At 64.6% G+C, this 14397-nt stretch carries 15 protein-coding genes and 1 tRNA gene; 12 read left to right on the top strand and 4 right to left on the bottom strand.

All coding sequences use genetic code 11. The annotated features are described in order from the left end of the window. The first annotated feature begins 53 nt into the window (after positions 1–53). The 3 genes from V6N07_RS00505 (at position 54) to V6N07_RS00495 (ending at position 3017) form a co-directional block, all read left to right on the top strand. Complete coding sequence (locus tag V6N07_RS00505; protein WP_371153234.1) at positions 54–707, top strand: protein-L-isoaspartate O-methyltransferase; 654 nt, start codon at positions 54–56, stop codon at positions 705–707. A 61-nt stretch (positions 708–768) separates the two neighbouring features. Further along, complete coding sequence (locus tag V6N07_RS00500; RefSeq protein WP_371153233.1) at positions 769–2163, top strand: TolC family outer membrane protein; 1395 nt, start codon at positions 769–771, stop codon at positions 2161–2163. 116 nt (positions 2164–2279) lie between these two features. Then, positions 2280–3017, top strand: a complete 738-nt coding sequence (locus V6N07_RS00495; RefSeq protein ID WP_371153232.1) for a hypothetical protein — start codon at positions 2280–2282, stop codon at positions 3015–3017. 120 nt (positions 3018–3137) lie between these two features. On the opposite strand, the gene V6N07_RS00490 is transcribed toward V6N07_RS00495, so the two are convergent. Continuing rightward, positions 3138–3461 carry a DUF6280 family protein gene (locus V6N07_RS00490; RefSeq protein ID WP_371153230.1) on the bottom strand — a complete coding sequence of 108 codons (324 nt, stop codon included), beginning with the start codon at positions 3459–3461 and terminating at the stop codon, positions 3138–3140. Positions 3462–3794: 333 nt separating this feature from the next. Between V6N07_RS00490 and efp the strand changes: the two genes are divergently transcribed. Then, entirely contained in the window at positions 3795–4358 is a 564-nt protein-coding gene (gene efp / locus V6N07_RS00485) for an elongation factor P (protein WP_371153229.1), read from the top strand. A 43-nt stretch (positions 4359–4401) separates the two neighbouring features. Here the strand turns inward: efp and V6N07_RS00480 are convergent, their stop codons facing one another. Further along, positions 4402–5013, bottom strand: coding sequence for a TetR/AcrR family transcriptional regulator (locus V6N07_RS00480; RefSeq protein ID WP_371153228.1), 612 nt, complete (start codon positions 5011–5013; stop codon positions 4402–4404). Positions 5014–5097: 84 nt separating this feature from the next. On the opposite strand from V6N07_RS00480, the gene V6N07_RS00475 reads away from it, so the two are divergent. The 6 genes from V6N07_RS00475 (at position 5098) to V6N07_RS00450 (ending at position 10998) form a co-directional block, all read left to right on the top strand. Beyond that, a complete protein-coding gene (locus tag V6N07_RS00475; RefSeq protein ID WP_371153227.1) occupies positions 5098–5400 on the top strand; it encodes a hypothetical protein in 303 nt (100 codons plus the stop codon). An 83-nt stretch (positions 5401–5483) separates the two neighbouring features. Further along, positions 5484–6770, top strand: a complete 1287-nt coding sequence (locus tag V6N07_RS00470; RefSeq protein ID WP_371153226.1) for a homoserine dehydrogenase — start codon at positions 5484–5486, stop codon at positions 6768–6770. 19 nt (positions 6771–6789) lie between these two features. Further along, a complete protein-coding gene (gene mgrA / locus V6N07_RS00465; protein WP_371153225.1) occupies positions 6790–7821 on the top strand; it encodes an L-glyceraldehyde 3-phosphate reductase in 1032 nt (343 codons plus the stop codon). A 224-nt stretch (positions 7822–8045) separates the two neighbouring features. Continuing rightward, positions 8046–9005 (top strand): class II fructose-bisphosphatase, encoded by a 960-nt coding sequence (gene glpX, locus V6N07_RS00460; RefSeq protein WP_371153224.1) that lies wholly within the window; start codon positions 8046–8048, stop codon positions 9003–9005. A gap of 94 nt (positions 9006–9099) precedes the next feature. Then, positions 9100–10869 (top strand): single-stranded-DNA-specific exonuclease RecJ, encoded by a 1770-nt coding sequence (recJ, locus tag V6N07_RS00455; RefSeq protein WP_371153223.1) that lies wholly within the window; start codon positions 9100–9102, stop codon positions 10867–10869. Between the two features lie 54 nt (positions 10870–10923). Beyond that, positions 10924–10998: transfer RNA gene (locus tag V6N07_RS00450), tRNA-Glu, on the top strand. A 214-nt stretch (positions 10999–11212) separates the two neighbouring features. Here the strand turns inward: V6N07_RS00450 and V6N07_RS00445 are convergent. Next, on the bottom strand, positions 11213–11668 hold the full coding sequence (locus V6N07_RS00445; protein ID WP_371153222.1) for an Lrp/AsnC family transcriptional regulator: 456 nt from the start codon (positions 11666–11668) through the stop codon (positions 11213–11215). Between the two features lie 135 nt (positions 11669–11803). On the opposite strand from V6N07_RS00445, the gene ilvC reads away from it, so the two are divergent. Beyond that, a complete protein-coding gene (gene ilvC / locus V6N07_RS00440; RefSeq protein ID WP_371153220.1) occupies positions 11804–12826 on the top strand; it encodes a ketol-acid reductoisomerase in 1023 nt (340 codons plus the stop codon). 94 nt (positions 12827–12920) lie between these two features. Here ilvC and V6N07_RS00435 read toward each other — a convergent pair whose 3' ends face one another. After that, a complete protein-coding gene (locus V6N07_RS00435) occupies positions 12921–13088 on the bottom strand; it encodes a hypothetical protein (protein WP_371153218.1) in 168 nt (55 codons plus the stop codon). A 360-nt stretch (positions 13089–13448) separates the two neighbouring features. Between V6N07_RS00435 and V6N07_RS00430 the strand changes: the two genes are divergently transcribed. Beyond that, positions 13449–14363: a DMT family transporter gene (locus V6N07_RS00430; protein WP_371153216.1), complete on the top strand. Its 915-nt coding sequence runs from the start codon at positions 13449–13451 to the stop codon at positions 14361–14363. The last annotated feature ends 34 nt before the right edge of the window (positions 14364–14397 follow it).

Here is a 14397-nt window from a genome sequence, read left to right as displayed (position 1 = left end):
GGTCGTGCAATCTGAACTGGACTGACAACTAGACCGATGGGTTCAGATCGAGAATGGCCAACTCCCAACCCCTGCGCACCATGATGGTGGACACTCAGGTTCGCCCGTCCGACGTCACCAAGTTCCCGATCATCGCCGCGATGCTGGACGTGCCGCGCGAAAACTACGTTCCGGCGTCCGCGGTGCCCGTGGCATACATGGACGCACCGGTGCCATTGGGCGGCGGGCGCGAAATGCCGGAGGCCCGGACGCTTGCCAAGATGCTGGACGCGCTGGACGTCGAACAGGACGATACCGTTCTGATCGTCGGCGGTGGTCTGGGCTACAGCGCGGCCGTTCTGGCGCGGATGGCCGGATCCGTCGTCATGATCGAAGACGACGCCACGCTTGCGTCGGAGGCCGAGGCGACGCTGACCGCCCATGACGTCGACAATGCCGCCGTCGTTCAGGCCGACCTGACCGGTGGCGCACCGAAATCGGGGCCCTACGACGTGATCCTGATCGAAGGCGGCGTGGAATCGGTTCCGCAAACTTTGACCGATCAGCTGTCCGAGGATGGGCGGATCGCTGCGATCTTCCAGACCGGCGCCTTGGGAGAGGCGCGCGTCGGCTACATGGCCAAGGGCAAGGTTGCCTGGCGCTTTGCCTTCAACGCGACCGCCCCTGTTCTGCCCGGTTTCGCAGCGGCCCGGACGTTCGTCCTCTGACTTCTACCAAGGACGCCGACAACAAGCCGGCACTGGCCGGGCGATAGATGGGATGACTGTGATGACACGAGTTCGGAAAAGCGGAACGACGTTGCGGCGCACCGTCGGAGCTTTTGCCCTTGGCCTGACCATGCTGAGCAGTGGCGCGGCCATTGCCGAAAGCCTGACCGACACGTTCATCAAGGCCTATCGCAACTCTCCCCTGCTGGATCAGCAGCGGTTCCTTCTGCGTACCCTGGACGAAGATGTCGCGGTTGCCGTATCCGCCCTGCGTCCCACGGTGAATGGACAGGCCGCCTTTTCGAAGACGCGCACGACAACCGCGTCGACGACGACCGGCGCATCGCTTGCCCTGATCCTCGACTATACGCTTGCCGATGGGGGTCAGCGCCTGATGCGGATCGGCGCGGCGAAGGAAGCGGTGCTGGCGGGGCGTTACAACCTTATCCAGCAGGAACAGCAGATCCTGCTGAACGCGGCGTCCGCCTATCTCGACCTTCTGCAGGCCGTTCGCAACGTGGACCTGCGGGAATCCAACCTGCGTTTGTTGCAGCAGCAGTTGCGTGCGGCACGCGACCGGTTCGAGGTCGGGGAAGTTACGCGCACGGATGTCACCTTGGCCGAGGCCCGGCTGGCGTCGGCGCAGTCCCTGCTCGCGAATGCACGGGGTCAGGTCGACATTCAACGCGAAGTCTATCGTCTCGTGACCGGGTCCCTACCCACGGGCAGCCTTCAGGCGCCGCCCCCCTCCCCCGAGTTGCCGCCGAGTGTCGAGCGTGCGCAGGCAATTGCGTTGCAGGTGCATCCCCTGCTGACGGCGCTGCAGCATGAGGTCGTGGCCGCCACCCTGCTGGCGGATGCCGCCGAGGCGGATCGTCTGCCGTCGATCTCTCTTGGGGGCAGCGTGTCGCAGAACCGTGGCGTCAGCGGCGTCACCGGATCCCTCGACCTTACGGGCACGGTGCCGATCTACAATGGCGGGCGGCTGTCGGCCCTGAACCGTCGCGCCATCGCGAATGCGCAGGCAACCCGTTCCGAGTTGGCGCAACAGGCCCGCACGATCACCAATGATGTCGGCAACGCCTGGGCCTTGCTGCAGATCGCGCGCGCACAGATCACCGCATCGCAGCAGCAGGTCCGGTCATCACGCCTGGCCTTCGAGGGGTTCCGGGAAGAAGCCTTGCTCGGCGCCCGGACGACGCTCGATGTCCTCGACGCCGAGCAGGAGTTGCTGGACGCCCGCACCTCTGCCCTGCAGGCGGAGATCGATGCGCAGTTGGCCGTATATCAGGTTCTCGCTTCGATGGGCCTGATGACGGCCGACCACCTTGGCCTGTCGGTCGAGCGGTTCGATCCGACGGCCTATTACAACGCCGTCTCGTCCGCGCCCGCGATTTCCCCGTCCGAACAGGGTGGGCGGCTGGACGGCGTCTTGCGGCGTTTCGGACGCAACTGACGGCGCGGTTAAGGTAATATTGCGACGGTTGATTGCCGATCGATGGCAAATATGCGTTAAACTGTTTCCCAACAATTTTGCGGCCAGGAATGTCGCACACTGGTGGAGAGCAGCGCATGGCACAGGCCAACGATATAGAAGACGTCTTGTCCTCGATCCGCAGGTTGGTTGCCAATGAGGCAAAGCCCGCTGCCGAAGCTGCTGCGCTGTCCGAGGCGCCCGCCAAACCGGCCCCTGCCCTCGTGCTGGCCCCGACGCAGCGTGTGACGGACCCGGAAGATCCCTTTCAGATGATCCGCACCCTGGCGCAGGCGGAGCGGGATGCACGCGATGCGGAGCATGTGGTCGACGTTGTCGAAGCCGAGGTCGCATCGATCAGTCGTGATATCGTTGCCGAAGAAGCAACGCAGGTGTCGGACTGGACGGCCGATGAGGCGGGACCCGACCCCGTGACGGATCTGCTGAATGACTACGTCGAGGACGACGATTATCAGGCCGAGCCTGCCGAAGCCGACCCTGCCGAAACCGCCGCTTACATGGACATGGCGGAACAGGCCGCGCCTCTGGACGCTGATACCGAAGTCGAGGCAGCGGTCGACACGCTTGCCGCCGAAAACGTCACGCCCCTTTCCACACATCCGACGTTCGCGGATGAAGACGATGATGATGACACCGACGTCGATCTTGCAGACATCTCGGACGCGGTGACGACCGATGATGCTTTGCGCGATCTGATTGCGGAAATCGTGCGCCAGGAGCTTTCGGGCGCGCTGGGCGAACGGATCACCCGCAACGTGCGCAAACTCGTGCGCCGGGAAATCCGTCAGATGCTGTCGTCGGGCGAGTTCGACTGACCCCTCCAGGCCGCATCGGCGCCTGGATCGACCTATTGTTGGCAAAAGAAAAACCGCGTGGGGTCGACCCCCATCGCGGTTTTCTTGCTACCCGTGCCGTCTGACCGGCGGGCAGAAAAGTCAGGCCGCCTCAGCAGCCATTTCCGCAGCTTGGCGACGTTCGCTTTCTTCGCGCGACAAGGCGACAGAGGTGCGGACACCCCGGCTTACGAACTCCATCAGACCGGATACAACACGTTCGTTCGGGTCGATGCCTGCACAGGACAGAACTTCACGACCATCGCGGGACCGTGCCCAGCGTGCGATCTGTTCCGGCCCGTTGCCGTATTTCTTGTCGTCGGAGATGGCGTCGTCGAGCGCGGCCAGAACGACGGCGGCAAACAACTTGCGCGCGCGCTGACCCTGTTCAAAGTTGAACGCTGTTGCATCGACAAAATCGGTCATCCCGTACTCCTATGATTATTGCTCTTGCACTTCCCCGGTGTGCCCGCCTACCAGACCTTTTGCGATTCACACCATGCAATCTCGGAATACCTCACTTGCGCCTGATGCATACCGAGCCATCCGAACAGCTACATCTGGTTAACAAACCCGCCGTTTCCCCACCAGATATGGAACGTGTCACGTCTCCTTCAACCTTTCGCCAACTTTTTGACACTTTTGGACTGGGCAATCGCGTTGCAAGCCATTTCGCACCGTGCCTAACTGCGTCCTCTTGCACTGTGCGCTTGGCCGGAATACCGACGGCGCGGCGCAACGCAAGCAAGGGGGCGGATCATGCCCAAGATCAACGGCAACGAAATTCGGCCAGGAAACGTCCTGGAACATGACGGTCACCTGTGGTCGGCGGTCAAGGTCGATCACGTCAAACCCGGCAAGGGCGGTGCCTTTGCTCAGGTCGAACTCAAGAACCTGCGCAACGGGTCCAAGCTGAACGAACGTTTCCGGTCCGCCGACAAGGTGGAGCGCGTGCGCCTTGAGCAGAAAGACCAGCAGTTCCTGTACGAGACGGACGGGCGCCTCGTGTTCATGGACACCGAAAGCTACGAGCAGGTCGAACTCGACGCCGATATCCTGGGCGAGCGTCGCCCCTTCCTGCAGGACGGCATGATGGTCGTCGTCGAATATCACGAGGCAGAGGCATTGAACGCCACGTTGCCGCAGAAGGTGACCTGCCGGATCGCCGAGACTGAAGCCGTCGTCAAAGGTCAGACAGCATCCAAAAGCTTCAAGCCCGCGGTTCTGGACAACGGCGTGCGCGTGATGGTGCCCCCGTTCGTGGGCCCGGACGAGGACATCATCGTCAACACCGAGACGATGGAATACGCCGAGCGCGCCTGAGACGGTTGCGCCCGCAGATCCCTGATCCTTCGCTGAACGTCCTTCAGGCGGTTTTCAGCGAAGGGCCCTGCGCCCGGACCATGCCGAGCGCCATGTCGGCATAATTCGCCTCGACCGCCGCCCGGTCGAGGCGCCCGCCGTCCCGATACCACGTCGTCACGCCGGTCAGCATCGCGATCAATGCCATCGCCGTCAGCTTGACATCCGGCACATGCATCTGCCCACTCTGGTGGCCCAGCTTCAGGATTGCCTCGGGCACCGCTTCGTATCGGCGGCGCAACTGTTCGATCCGGGCGAAATTTTCCGGGTCGAGCGATCGGAGTTCCATGTAGGCGATGAAGACCGCGTCCGGCCGGTCGAGGTGATAGCGGACGTGAAAGCGCGCAAAAGCCTCCAGCTGCGCCAAGGCGTTCGGCCCTGTGTCGACCGCGGACCAGCCATCCAGCACACCGTTCAGATGCGCCTGCATCATCTCGAACAGCAACGTCTGCTTGTCCGGTGTATAGTGATACAGTGCCCCTGCCCCGATCCCGACCTCGGCCGCGATCATGCGCATGGAAACGGCGGCATAACCGTGCCGCGCGAACAGCCGCTGCGCGGCCTCCCGCACGCGGGGGCCGGTCACGGTCGCATCTGATCCGCTCGGACGTGCCATGGCGATCAATTAAACCGAACGGATGTTCAATTCCAAGGCCTCTGCACCCTTGTCGCCTGCCCCGCCTGATCGTAGCTTTGCGCCATGTTGCGCGTCGCTCTCCTTACCTGCCTGACCCTTGCGGCCTGTTCCGGCGATGTCCCCACGGTCGACGCGACGATCTCGGACGCTGCGCGCGCACAACCCTATCCGACCCTCGGGCCGATCGATGCCCTTTTGACCGACGCCGCGCGCCCCTCGCGCGCAAAAGCGGCGGGGTCAAACCTGCGCGTGCGGGGCACGGCTCTTGCGGGCCGGGGCATCTCGGCGCCCGGCGGAGAGTCCCTTGATGCACGGGGCGCGCGCCTGCGGGCCCGTGCCGCCGAATTGCGGGCCGTCGATATCTAGCCTGCCGCGTCGGGTGCGTTGCGCCTAGGCGACGGGCGCGATAGGCCGACGCAACATCTTTTCCAACCGACGGAGCCGCCCCCATGACCTCACCCCTACGCCTTGGCATCGCGGGACTGGGCACCGTCGGAACCGGCGTCGTGCGCATCGTGCAGGACACCGCCGACCTTCTGTCGGCCCGCACCGGCCGCCGCATCGAGATCACCGCGATTTCCGCCCGCAGCCGCGGCAAGGATCGGGGCGTGGACCTGTCCGCCTATGCTTGGGAAGACGATCCCGTCGCCTTGGCGCGCCGCGATGACGTGGACCTGTTCGTCGAACTGATGGGCGGATCCGACGGCCCGGCAAAGGCCGCGACCGAAGCCGCCCTTTCGGCGGGCAAACCCGTGGTGACCGCCAACAAGGCGATGCTGGCGCTGCACGGGCAGGCCCTTGCCGAACTGGCCGAGGCCAACGGTGCGCCCCTGCGATACGAAGCTGCCGTCGCGGGCGGCATCCCCGTGGTCAAGGCGCTGACCGAAGGGTTGGCCGGCAATGTCATCACCCGCGTATCCGGCGTGATGAACGGCACCTGCAATTACATCCTGACACGGATGGAGCATTCGGGCCTGCCCTACGAGGAGATCTTCGCCGAGGCCGAGGGCCTCGGGTTCCTCGAGGCGGACCCCACCCTCGACGTGGGCGGAATCGACGCAGGTCACAAGCTGGCCATCCTGTCGGCCATCGCCTTCGGCACGCAGGTCGATTTCGACGGCGTTCAGTTGCAGGGAATCGAGCGTGTCAGCATCGACGACATCCACCGAGCCCGCGACATGGGCTATCGCATCAAGCTGCTGGGTGAGGCACGGCGGACCGATGCCGGTATCGAACAGAGCATGCGCCCGACCCTCGTGCCCGCCGACAGCCCCCTGGGCCAGCTTGAAGGCGGAACCAACATGGTCGTGATCGAAGGCGACGCCGTCGGTCAGATCGTGCTGCGGGGCGCGGGCGCGGGCGAAGGCCCCACGGCCAGCGCCGTGATGTCCGACGTGATCGATATCGCCCGTGGCTTCACCTTGCCGACCTTCGGTCAACCGGCAAGCAGCCTGGCCCCCGCCAAACGCGCGAACGCGGTCACGGCCTGCGCACATTACGTGCGCCTGATGTTGCGTGATGAGCCCGGCGCCCTGGCCCGCGTCGCAACGGTGCTGGGCCAGGCCGGTATCTCCATCGACCGGATGCGCCAATACGATCATCCGGGCGCCGATGCGCCGGTGTTGATCGTCACCCATCCCTGCGCCCCGGTAGACCTGTCCGATGCCCTGTCCGGTGTCGTCGCAACGGGTGTCGTGCGTGGTGACCCGGTCGCGCTCCAGATCCAGACCCCATGAACCCAGAGGAACAATCGCGATGACCTATGTGCCCGCCGCCGACCGCTATGACACGATGCCCTACCGCCGGTGCGGGCGGACGGGCCTGAAGCTGCCCGCGATCAGCCTTGGGCTGTGGCACAACTTCGGCGATGACACCCCGCACCAGACCAAGCGCGACATCTGTCGCACGGCCTTCGATCACGGGATCACGCATTTCGACCTTGCCAACAACTACGGCCCCGAGCCGGGCAGCGCGGAACTGGCCTTCGGTCAGATCCTGCGCGAGGATTTTGCAGGCTACCGTGATGAGCTGATCATTTCGTCCAAGGCCGGCTATCGCATGTGGCCCGGCCCCTACGGCGAGATGGGCAGCCGCAAGTACCTGATCGCGTCCTGCGATCAGTCGCTGAAACGTATGGGGCTCGATTACGTCGATATCTTCTACAGCCACCGTTTCGACCCCGAAACGCCGCTGGAGGAGACGATGGGCGCGCTGGATCATATCGTCCGGTCCGGCCGCGCACTCCATGCCGGGATCAGCAGCTACAACTCCGAACGCACGAGGGAAGCGGCGGCGATCCTTCGCGACCTCGGCACGCCCTGCGTCATTCATCAGCCAAGCTACAACATGCTGAACCGCTGGGTCGAACGCGACGGATTGCTGGATACGCTGGACGATGAAGGCATCGGATCGATCGTCTTCACCCCGCTCGCCCAAGGTCTGCTGACCGGCAAGTATCTGAACGGGATCCCCGAAGGCAGCCGGGCGACACAGGGCAAGTCCCTCGATTCCGATCAGATCACGCCGGACATGATTGCCGCCTTGAATGCCCTGAACGAACTGGCCGAAGCCCGCGGACAGACGCTGGCGCAGATGGCTCTGGCGTGGGTGCTGCGCGCAGGGCGGGTGACCACCGCCCTGATCGGCGCATCGCGGGCCGAACAGGTCACCGATTGCGTCGGTGCGGTCGGCAATCTGGAGTTTTCGGACGCCGAACTGTCCAGGATAGACGAGCTTTCGGGCGAGAAGGGCCTGAACCTCTGGGCGGCTTCGTCAGAGAAGGTTTGACCGCAGAAAAACCGATCATGACCTGCGGGCGTCGGCTTCCGTCGGCGCCCGTTGCTGTTCGGGCATACGCCCGCGCGATGGGCGCATGCCCGACCAAACAGCAGCAATGACACGGTTTTCGGGGTGGTGGCCCCACGATAGCGCCAACAGGTTTGTATCCCAGTCCCTGCCTCGCTAACACGAAAGCGAAGAAAACCGCGCCACGCGCGAAAGGACCGAGTTTCATGCCAAAGACCGATTTCAATGACCGTATGCTGTCTCTGGGCCTTGCCCGCGTGTCAGAAGCTGCGGCACTTGCCTCGGCACGCCTGATTGGTCGTGGCGACGAAAAGGCCGCCGACCAGGCAGCGGTCAACGCCATGCGCGATCAGCTGAACAAACTGGACATCCAGGGCACCGTCGTCATCGGCGAGGGAGAGCGGGACGAAGCCCCGATGCTCTATATCGGCGAAGAGGTCGGATCGGGCGTGGGCCCGGAGGTCGACATCGCGCTCGACCCGCTCGAAGGCACCACGCTGACCGCAAAGGACATGCCGAATGCCCTGACGGTCATCGCGATGGGCCCCCGCGGATCCATGCTGCACGCGCCGGACGTCTACATGGACAAGCTGGCCATCGGCCCCGGGTACCGCGCGGGCGTCGTCACGATGGACATGTCCCCCGCCGAACGGGTCAATGCGCTGGCCGCGGCCAAGGGATGCTCGACCGAGGACATCACGATCTGCGTGTTGGAGCGTCCGCGCCACGAGGACATGATCGCCGAATTGCGCACGACCGGTGCGGCGATCCGCCTGATCACCGACGGCGATGTCGCGGGCATCATCCACTGCGCCGAGGCCGCCACCACCGGCATCGACATGTACATGGGCTCCGGCGGCGCGCCCGAGGGCGTGTTGGCCGCGGCCGCGCTGAAATGCATGGGCGGGCAGATGTTCGGTCGCCTGCTGTTCCGCAACGATGACGAACGTGGCCGCGCGTCCAAGGCGGGGATCACCAACTTCGACCGCGTCTATACCCGCGACGACCTCGTGACGGACGATGTGATCTTTGCCGCCACCGGTGTCACCGACGGCTCCATCCTCGCCGGGATCAAGCGCGAGGTCGGATACCTGACGACCGAGACGATTCTCATGCGGTCCAAGACCGGATCCGTCCGGCGCATGACATACCGCAACCCGGTCTGATCTTCGGGCCACGTCGGGGCGGGCGGCGCGGCCCATGTGTCGCCCCCCCTGCCCCAGCGCTTGCGTCCGGCCGGTCCGCGCGGCAAGGGAAGGCATGTCCTACCTTGGTGTTTCCCATTCCGCGACCGGCCGCCGCTGGGTCGGCCTGACCCTCGAACAGGATCGGCTGGCCGAAGCGATCGCGCAGACCGGCCAGCCGCTCGCGCTGTCCCGTCACCTCGCGCGGCGCGGTGTCCTTCCCGAAGAGACCGCAAGCTTTCTCGAGCCTCGCCTGCGTGACCTGCTGCCGGACCCCCTCGACCTTCTGGATATGCAGACTGCCGCCACGCGCCTGCTGCACGCCGCGCGGACCGGAGAGCGTATTGCCATCTTCGCCGACTACGACGTAGACGGCGGCACCTCCGCCGCCCTGCTCGTCTGGTGGCTGCGCGCGCAAGGGCGCGAGGCGACCATCTATGTCCCCGACCGGATCGAGGAAGGTTACGGCCCGAACGTCCCCGCCATCGCGAAACTGGCCAAGGACCATGACCTGATCGTCTGCGTCGATTGCGGCACGCTCAGTCACGAGGCGCTTGGCGCGGCGGGACAGACGGATGTGATCGTTCTCGACCACCACCTCGGTGGTGAAACGCTGCCACCCGCCCTCGCGGTCGTGAACCCGAACCGACAGGACGAATCCGGCGCCTTGGCCCACCTTTGCGCGGCTGCCGTCGTTTTCCTGACGCTTGTGCAGGCCAACCGGCAAATGCGCGACACCGGCACCGCCGGTCCCGATCTGATGGCGATGCTCGATCTCGTGGCCTTGGCGACGGTGGCCGATGTTGCCCCGCTGATCGGGGTCAATCGCGCGCTTGTGCAGCAGGGGTTGAAGGTTCTGGCGCGGCGGGACCGTCCGGGCCTGCGCGCCTTGGCGGACGTGGCGCGGATGGACGGACCGCCGACATCCTATCACCTTGGCTATCTTCTGGGGCCACGCATCAACGCGGGGGGCCGCATCGGCGCGGCCGACCTCGGCGCGCGGCTTCTGTCGACCACCTCGCACGCCGAGGCCGAAGCGCTCGCGGCGCGGCTGGACCACTTGAACCACGAACGCCGGGCGATCGAAACGCGCGTCACCGAAGAGGCGCGCGCACAGGCCGAGGCACGTCTTGCCGAAGGCGCCACGCTTGCCTGGGCGGCAGGCGACGGGTGGCACCCCGGCGTTGTCGGCATCGTGGCATCACGCTTGAAGGAGGCATTCAACCGCCCCGCCGTCGTCGTCGGATTGCGCCCCGATGGCATCGGACAGGGCTCCGGCCGGTCGGTCAGCGGCGTCGACCTGGGCGCCTGCATCCAGCGGCTTGCCGACGAAGGCATGATCCTGAAAGGCGGCGGGCACCGCATGGCCGCCGGTCTGACCGTCAGCAGCGATCAGCTGGAGGCGGCGATGTCCCGGCTGGACACGCTGTTGGTCAGGCAGGGGGCCGATACCTCCGGTCCCCGCGACCTCGCGATCGACGCGACCCTCATGCCCGGCGCTGCCACCTTGGCCCTCGTCGATGCATTGGAGGCGGCGGGCCCCTTCGGCCAGGGCGCGTCCGCGCCGCGATTCGCCTTCCCTGACCTACGCGTGGCCTTTGCCAAACCCGTGGGTGACGGGCACCTGAAACTGACACTGACGGATGGCGGGCCGACGCGACTCGACGCGATTGCGTTCCGTGCCGGCAGCACGGGAATCACCGATGCCGTGGACCGCGCCGCCGGTGCACCGATCCATGTCGCAGGGCGGTTGGAAAAGAACCGCTGGCAGGGCCGAGAAACCGTTCAGCTGAAGCTGGAGGACGTCGCGATCGCCGCTGAATCAGATGATTGCAAAATGGTGTAAAAATCCTCTTGCGGTGCCTGCGCCCCTCGCCTAAAGACACCCCACGCCAAGTTTGGCCCGTTCGTCTATCGGTTAGGACGCCAGGTTTTCAACCTGGAAAGAGGGGTTCGATTCCCCTACGGGCTGCCACTTTGCCACCTCCGCCAAGGCGGAACTGATGGCAAAATACCGGGCGTTTCGATCATTCAAAGCGGTGCCGGACATATCAGGCGAAGCAGTATTTCGACGCTGTTGCCTGCAGGACCGGCGACCGATCCAAGCACGCGCCGCCTGCCCCTATACATGGTGGCAAACAGTACGGGCAGGCGTTCGACGACGGCCATACCCGACCATGCAGCAATCGTCAGAGAGGCAGGCTCTGATCTGTCTTGACCGTTGCGACGTGCATCAGGGCCTCGATCTCGGCGATATTGGGCAGGGTGAGGATTCGGCTGCGGTATATGGACTGCCAATGGGTCATGTCCCGCGCAATGACGGTCAGGCGCAAATCGACCCGACCGAGGAACGTCTGCATTTCGGTGACTTCGGGGATCTCCCTCGCGGCGGCCATGAACAGGTCGAAGGCGTTGGCGACGGTCTTGTCCAGCTGGATGCGCAACGACACCTCGACCGCATAGCCAAGGGCGGGCCAGTTCACGATGCCATGGACGCCGCGCAGGATACCACGTTCGCGCAGACGCTCGATCCTGCGGGCGACTGTCGGGGTCGGCACATCGAGAGATGCCCCAATATCGGCGGGCGATAGGTCGGGCTCCGCCAGCCAAAGACGCAGAATACGTCGGTCGATGTCCTCAAGCATGATTTTACCCTCAATCAAGCATCAAACGAATGAATACTATCATCACACCGTGAATTCGAGAGCTTTCCCTTCTCGCCTTCGGGCTGTTCCTCGCCTATCCATCCCTCATCGATTTACCCTCGGAGGAGATACCCGATGCGCGTTTACTATGATCGCGACTGCGACGTTAACCTGATCAAGGACATGAAGGTCGCGATCCTCGGCTACGGCAGCCAAGGCCACGCCCACGCCCTGAACCTGCGCGATTCGGGCGCCAAGAATCTCGTCGTCGCCCTGCGCGAAGGCTCCCCCTCCGCCGCCAAAGCCGAGGGCGAAGGCCTCAAGGTCATGGGCATCGCCGAGGCCGCCGCATGGGCCGATCTGATCATGTTCACGATGCCCGATGAATTGCAGGCCGAAACCTACAAGAAATACGTCCATGACAACATCCGTGAAGGCGCCGCGATTGCCTTCGCACACGGCCTGAACGTCCACTTCGGCCTGATCGAACCCAAGCCGGGAATCGACGTCGTGATGATGGCGCCCAAGGGCCCCGGTCACACTGTGCGCGGCGAATACACCAAGGGCGGCGGCGTGCCCTGCCTCGTGGCCGTGGACCGCAACGAATCCGGTCGCGCGCTGGAGATCGGCCTGTCCTACTGCTCCGCCATCGGTGGCGGCCGCTCGGGCATCATCGAGACGAACTTCCGCGAGGAATGCGAGACCGACCTCTTCGGCGAACAGGCGGTTTTGTGCGGTGGTCTGGTCGAGCTGATCCGCTGCGGCTTCGAGACGCTGGTCGAGGCGGGTTATGCCCCCGAGATGGCCTATTTCGAGTGCCTGCACGAGGTGAAGCTGATCGTCGACCTGATCTACGAAGGCGGCATCGCCAACATGGACTACTCGATCTCCAACACCGCGGAATACGGCCAGTATGTCACCGGCCCGCGCATCCTGAACTACGATGAGACGAAGGCCCGCATGAAGGCCGTCCTCGCCGACATTCAGGACGGCAAGTTCGTGCGTGACTTCATGCTGGAGAACGCGGTCGGTCAGCCGACGATCAAGGCGGAGCGTCGCAAGAACGACGAGCACCAGATCGAAGCCACCGGCGAGAAGCTGCGCGGCATGATGCCCTGGATCTCGGCCGGCAAGATGGTCGACAAGACCAAGAACTGAGCAAGGGCCTGCGGGCCATCGCCTGAAATACGAAAGGGCGCGGACATCTGTCCGCGCCCTTTTGGCATTTTGGCGTCACCTTGCGGGGATCTGATCACACGTCGAGGGGGCGCCCATGCGGGTCACCATCGGCCGCCAGCGTCGATTTCGGCGCGTCCGGATCGGCTTTGCGGGCCAGAACCTTTTGCTGGCTGACAAGCGCGAATAGGATGAAGGCGAGCATCGTGCCGAAGGCCAGCACGGGCAAAAGTAGATCAACCATGAGAAACTCCGTTCCGTTTGGGCTGTAACTGCGGGGTCAACGTGCGGCGCGGCGGCTCGGTTCCTTGGGCACGATGGGCGCAAACGTCGCATCAAGGCGAAGACTGCCAGTGATCGCGGGTCCGACGCCCCGGACCGGTCTGCGACCCACTTCGATCGGATCGCGCGGGAAATGACAGGGTCCCATCACCTTTGCCAAAGACGACCCTGTCGCCACCTGCGCCCCTATCGGACGCGCGCCCGCATGAAGATCATTCTCTAACACCCTGCGCGGAATAGATTTTCGCTACTGTCATCCCTATCATCAGCAAAGACCGGTTTTACCCTGTCGCCACGGGCACAGGCGCGCTAGGCGGTGGCCATGGTGACAACGACTGATACGCCGGTTTCCCAACCGACCTTTGCAAACTGGGCTTCGATCATCGTGCTCGGCCTGATCTGGGGCGGCACCTTCATGGTCGTGGCCATCGCCTTGCGCGGCTACGGGCCGGTAACCGTTGCGACGGCCCGCACGACCCTTGGGGCGCTTGCACTCCTGTCGCTGCTGCTTGTGCTGCGCCGCCCTGTACCGGTCCTGACGCGATCGCTGGTCGTCTTCATCGTGGCGCTTGGCATATTGATGACCGCCCTGCCGTTCATGCTGCTCAGCTGGGGTCAACAATACGTCCCCTCGGCCTTTGCGGGGCTGTCCATGGCCGTTCTGCCACTGTTCCTGTTGCCCCTCGCGCATTGGTTCGTACCGGGCGACCGTCTGACCCTGCGCAAGGCATCCGGTTTCGGGCTAGGCCTGCTCGGCGCGCTCGTCCTGCTTGGGCCGGGTATCTTCGACGCGGGGCGCGGCGACCTCGCGGCCTTGGGGCGCGTGGCCTGTATCGCGGCGACGATCTCCTATGCCTGCGGGTCGATCCTGACACGGCGCTGCCCGCCGATCGATGCGATGTGGCTTTCGGCCCTGACGCTCGTGGTGGGGGCGATGATCCTGTTGCCGGCCATGTTGGTGACCGAAGGGATGCCGGGCACCGCGGATCCGCTGGTGATGGGGGCCATCGTCTTTCTTGGCATCGTGCCCACCGCCTTTGCGGCACTCCTGCGGGTGCAGGTCATTCGCAGCGCGGGCCCGTCCTTCATGACGCTGGTGAACTACCAGGTGCCGGTCTGGTCCATGGTCTTCGGCGCTCTGGTCCTGGCCGAGGATCTGCCCGGACGCTTCTATATCGCCCTCGCGTTGATCGCGGCTGGCCTTCTGCTCAGCCAGATGCGCCGTCGCGCGAACTAGGTCCGCCCGAGACGGCGAAGATCGCAGGCGATCC

It is taken from the genome of Jannaschia sp. 2305UL9-9, from assembly GCF_041403465.1.
GTDB lineage: Bacteria > Pseudomonadota > Alphaproteobacteria > Rhodobacterales > Rhodobacteraceae > Jannaschia.
The sequence above is the reverse complement of the archived record's forward strand: the minus strand, read 5'-3'. Positions and strand labels throughout refer to the sequence as shown.

Bases quoted from the DNA above. Each gene is read 5' to 3' on its own strand.
- V6N07_RS00480 (WP_371153228.1), bottom strand. From the start codon at position 5,013: ATGGCACGTCCGAGCGGATCAGATGCGACCGTGACCGGCCCCCGCGTG.
- V6N07_RS00490 (WP_371153230.1), bottom strand. From the start codon at position 3,461: ATGACCGATTTTGTCGATGCAACAGCGTTCAACTTTGAACAGGGTCAG.
- V6N07_RS00475 (WP_371153227.1), top strand. From the start codon at position 5,098: ATGTTGCGCGTCGCTCTCCTTACCTGCCTGACCCTTGCGGCCTGTTCC.
- recJ (WP_371153223.1), top strand. From the start codon at position 9,100: ATGTCCTACCTTGGTGTTTCCCATTCCGCGACCGGCCGCCGCTGGGTC.
- V6N07_RS00495 (WP_371153232.1), top strand. From the start codon at position 2,280: ATGGCACAGGCCAACGATATAGAAGACGTCTTGTCCTCGATCCGCAGG.
- mgrA (WP_371153225.1), top strand. From the start codon at position 6,790: ATGACCTATGTGCCCGCCGCCGACCGCTATGACACGATGCCCTACCGC.
- V6N07_RS00435 (WP_371153218.1), bottom strand. From the start codon at position 13,088: ATGGTTGATCTACTTTTGCCCGTGCTGGCCTTCGGCACGATGCTCGCC.
- efp (WP_371153229.1), top strand. From the start codon at position 3,795: ATGCCCAAGATCAACGGCAACGAAATTCGGCCAGGAAACGTCCTGGAA.
- V6N07_RS00430 (WP_371153216.1), top strand. From the start codon at position 13,449: ATGGTGACAACGACTGATACGCCGGTTTCCCAACCGACCTTTGCAAAC.
- V6N07_RS00500 (WP_371153233.1), top strand. From the start codon at position 769: ATGACACGAGTTCGGAAAAGCGGAACGACGTTGCGGCGCACCGTCGGA.
- V6N07_RS00445 (WP_371153222.1), bottom strand. From the start codon at position 11,668: ATGCTTGAGGACATCGACCGACGTATTCTGCGTCTTTGGCTGGCGGAG.
- V6N07_RS00505 (WP_371153234.1), top strand. From the start codon at position 54: ATGGCCAACTCCCAACCCCTGCGCACCATGATGGTGGACACTCAGGTT.
- glpX (WP_371153224.1), top strand. From the start codon at position 8,046: ATGCCAAAGACCGATTTCAATGACCGTATGCTGTCTCTGGGCCTTGCC.
- V6N07_RS00470 (WP_371153226.1), top strand. From the start codon at position 5,484: ATGACCTCACCCCTACGCCTTGGCATCGCGGGACTGGGCACCGTCGGA.
- ilvC (WP_371153220.1), top strand. From the start codon at position 11,804: ATGCGCGTTTACTATGATCGCGACTGCGACGTTAACCTGATCAAGGAC.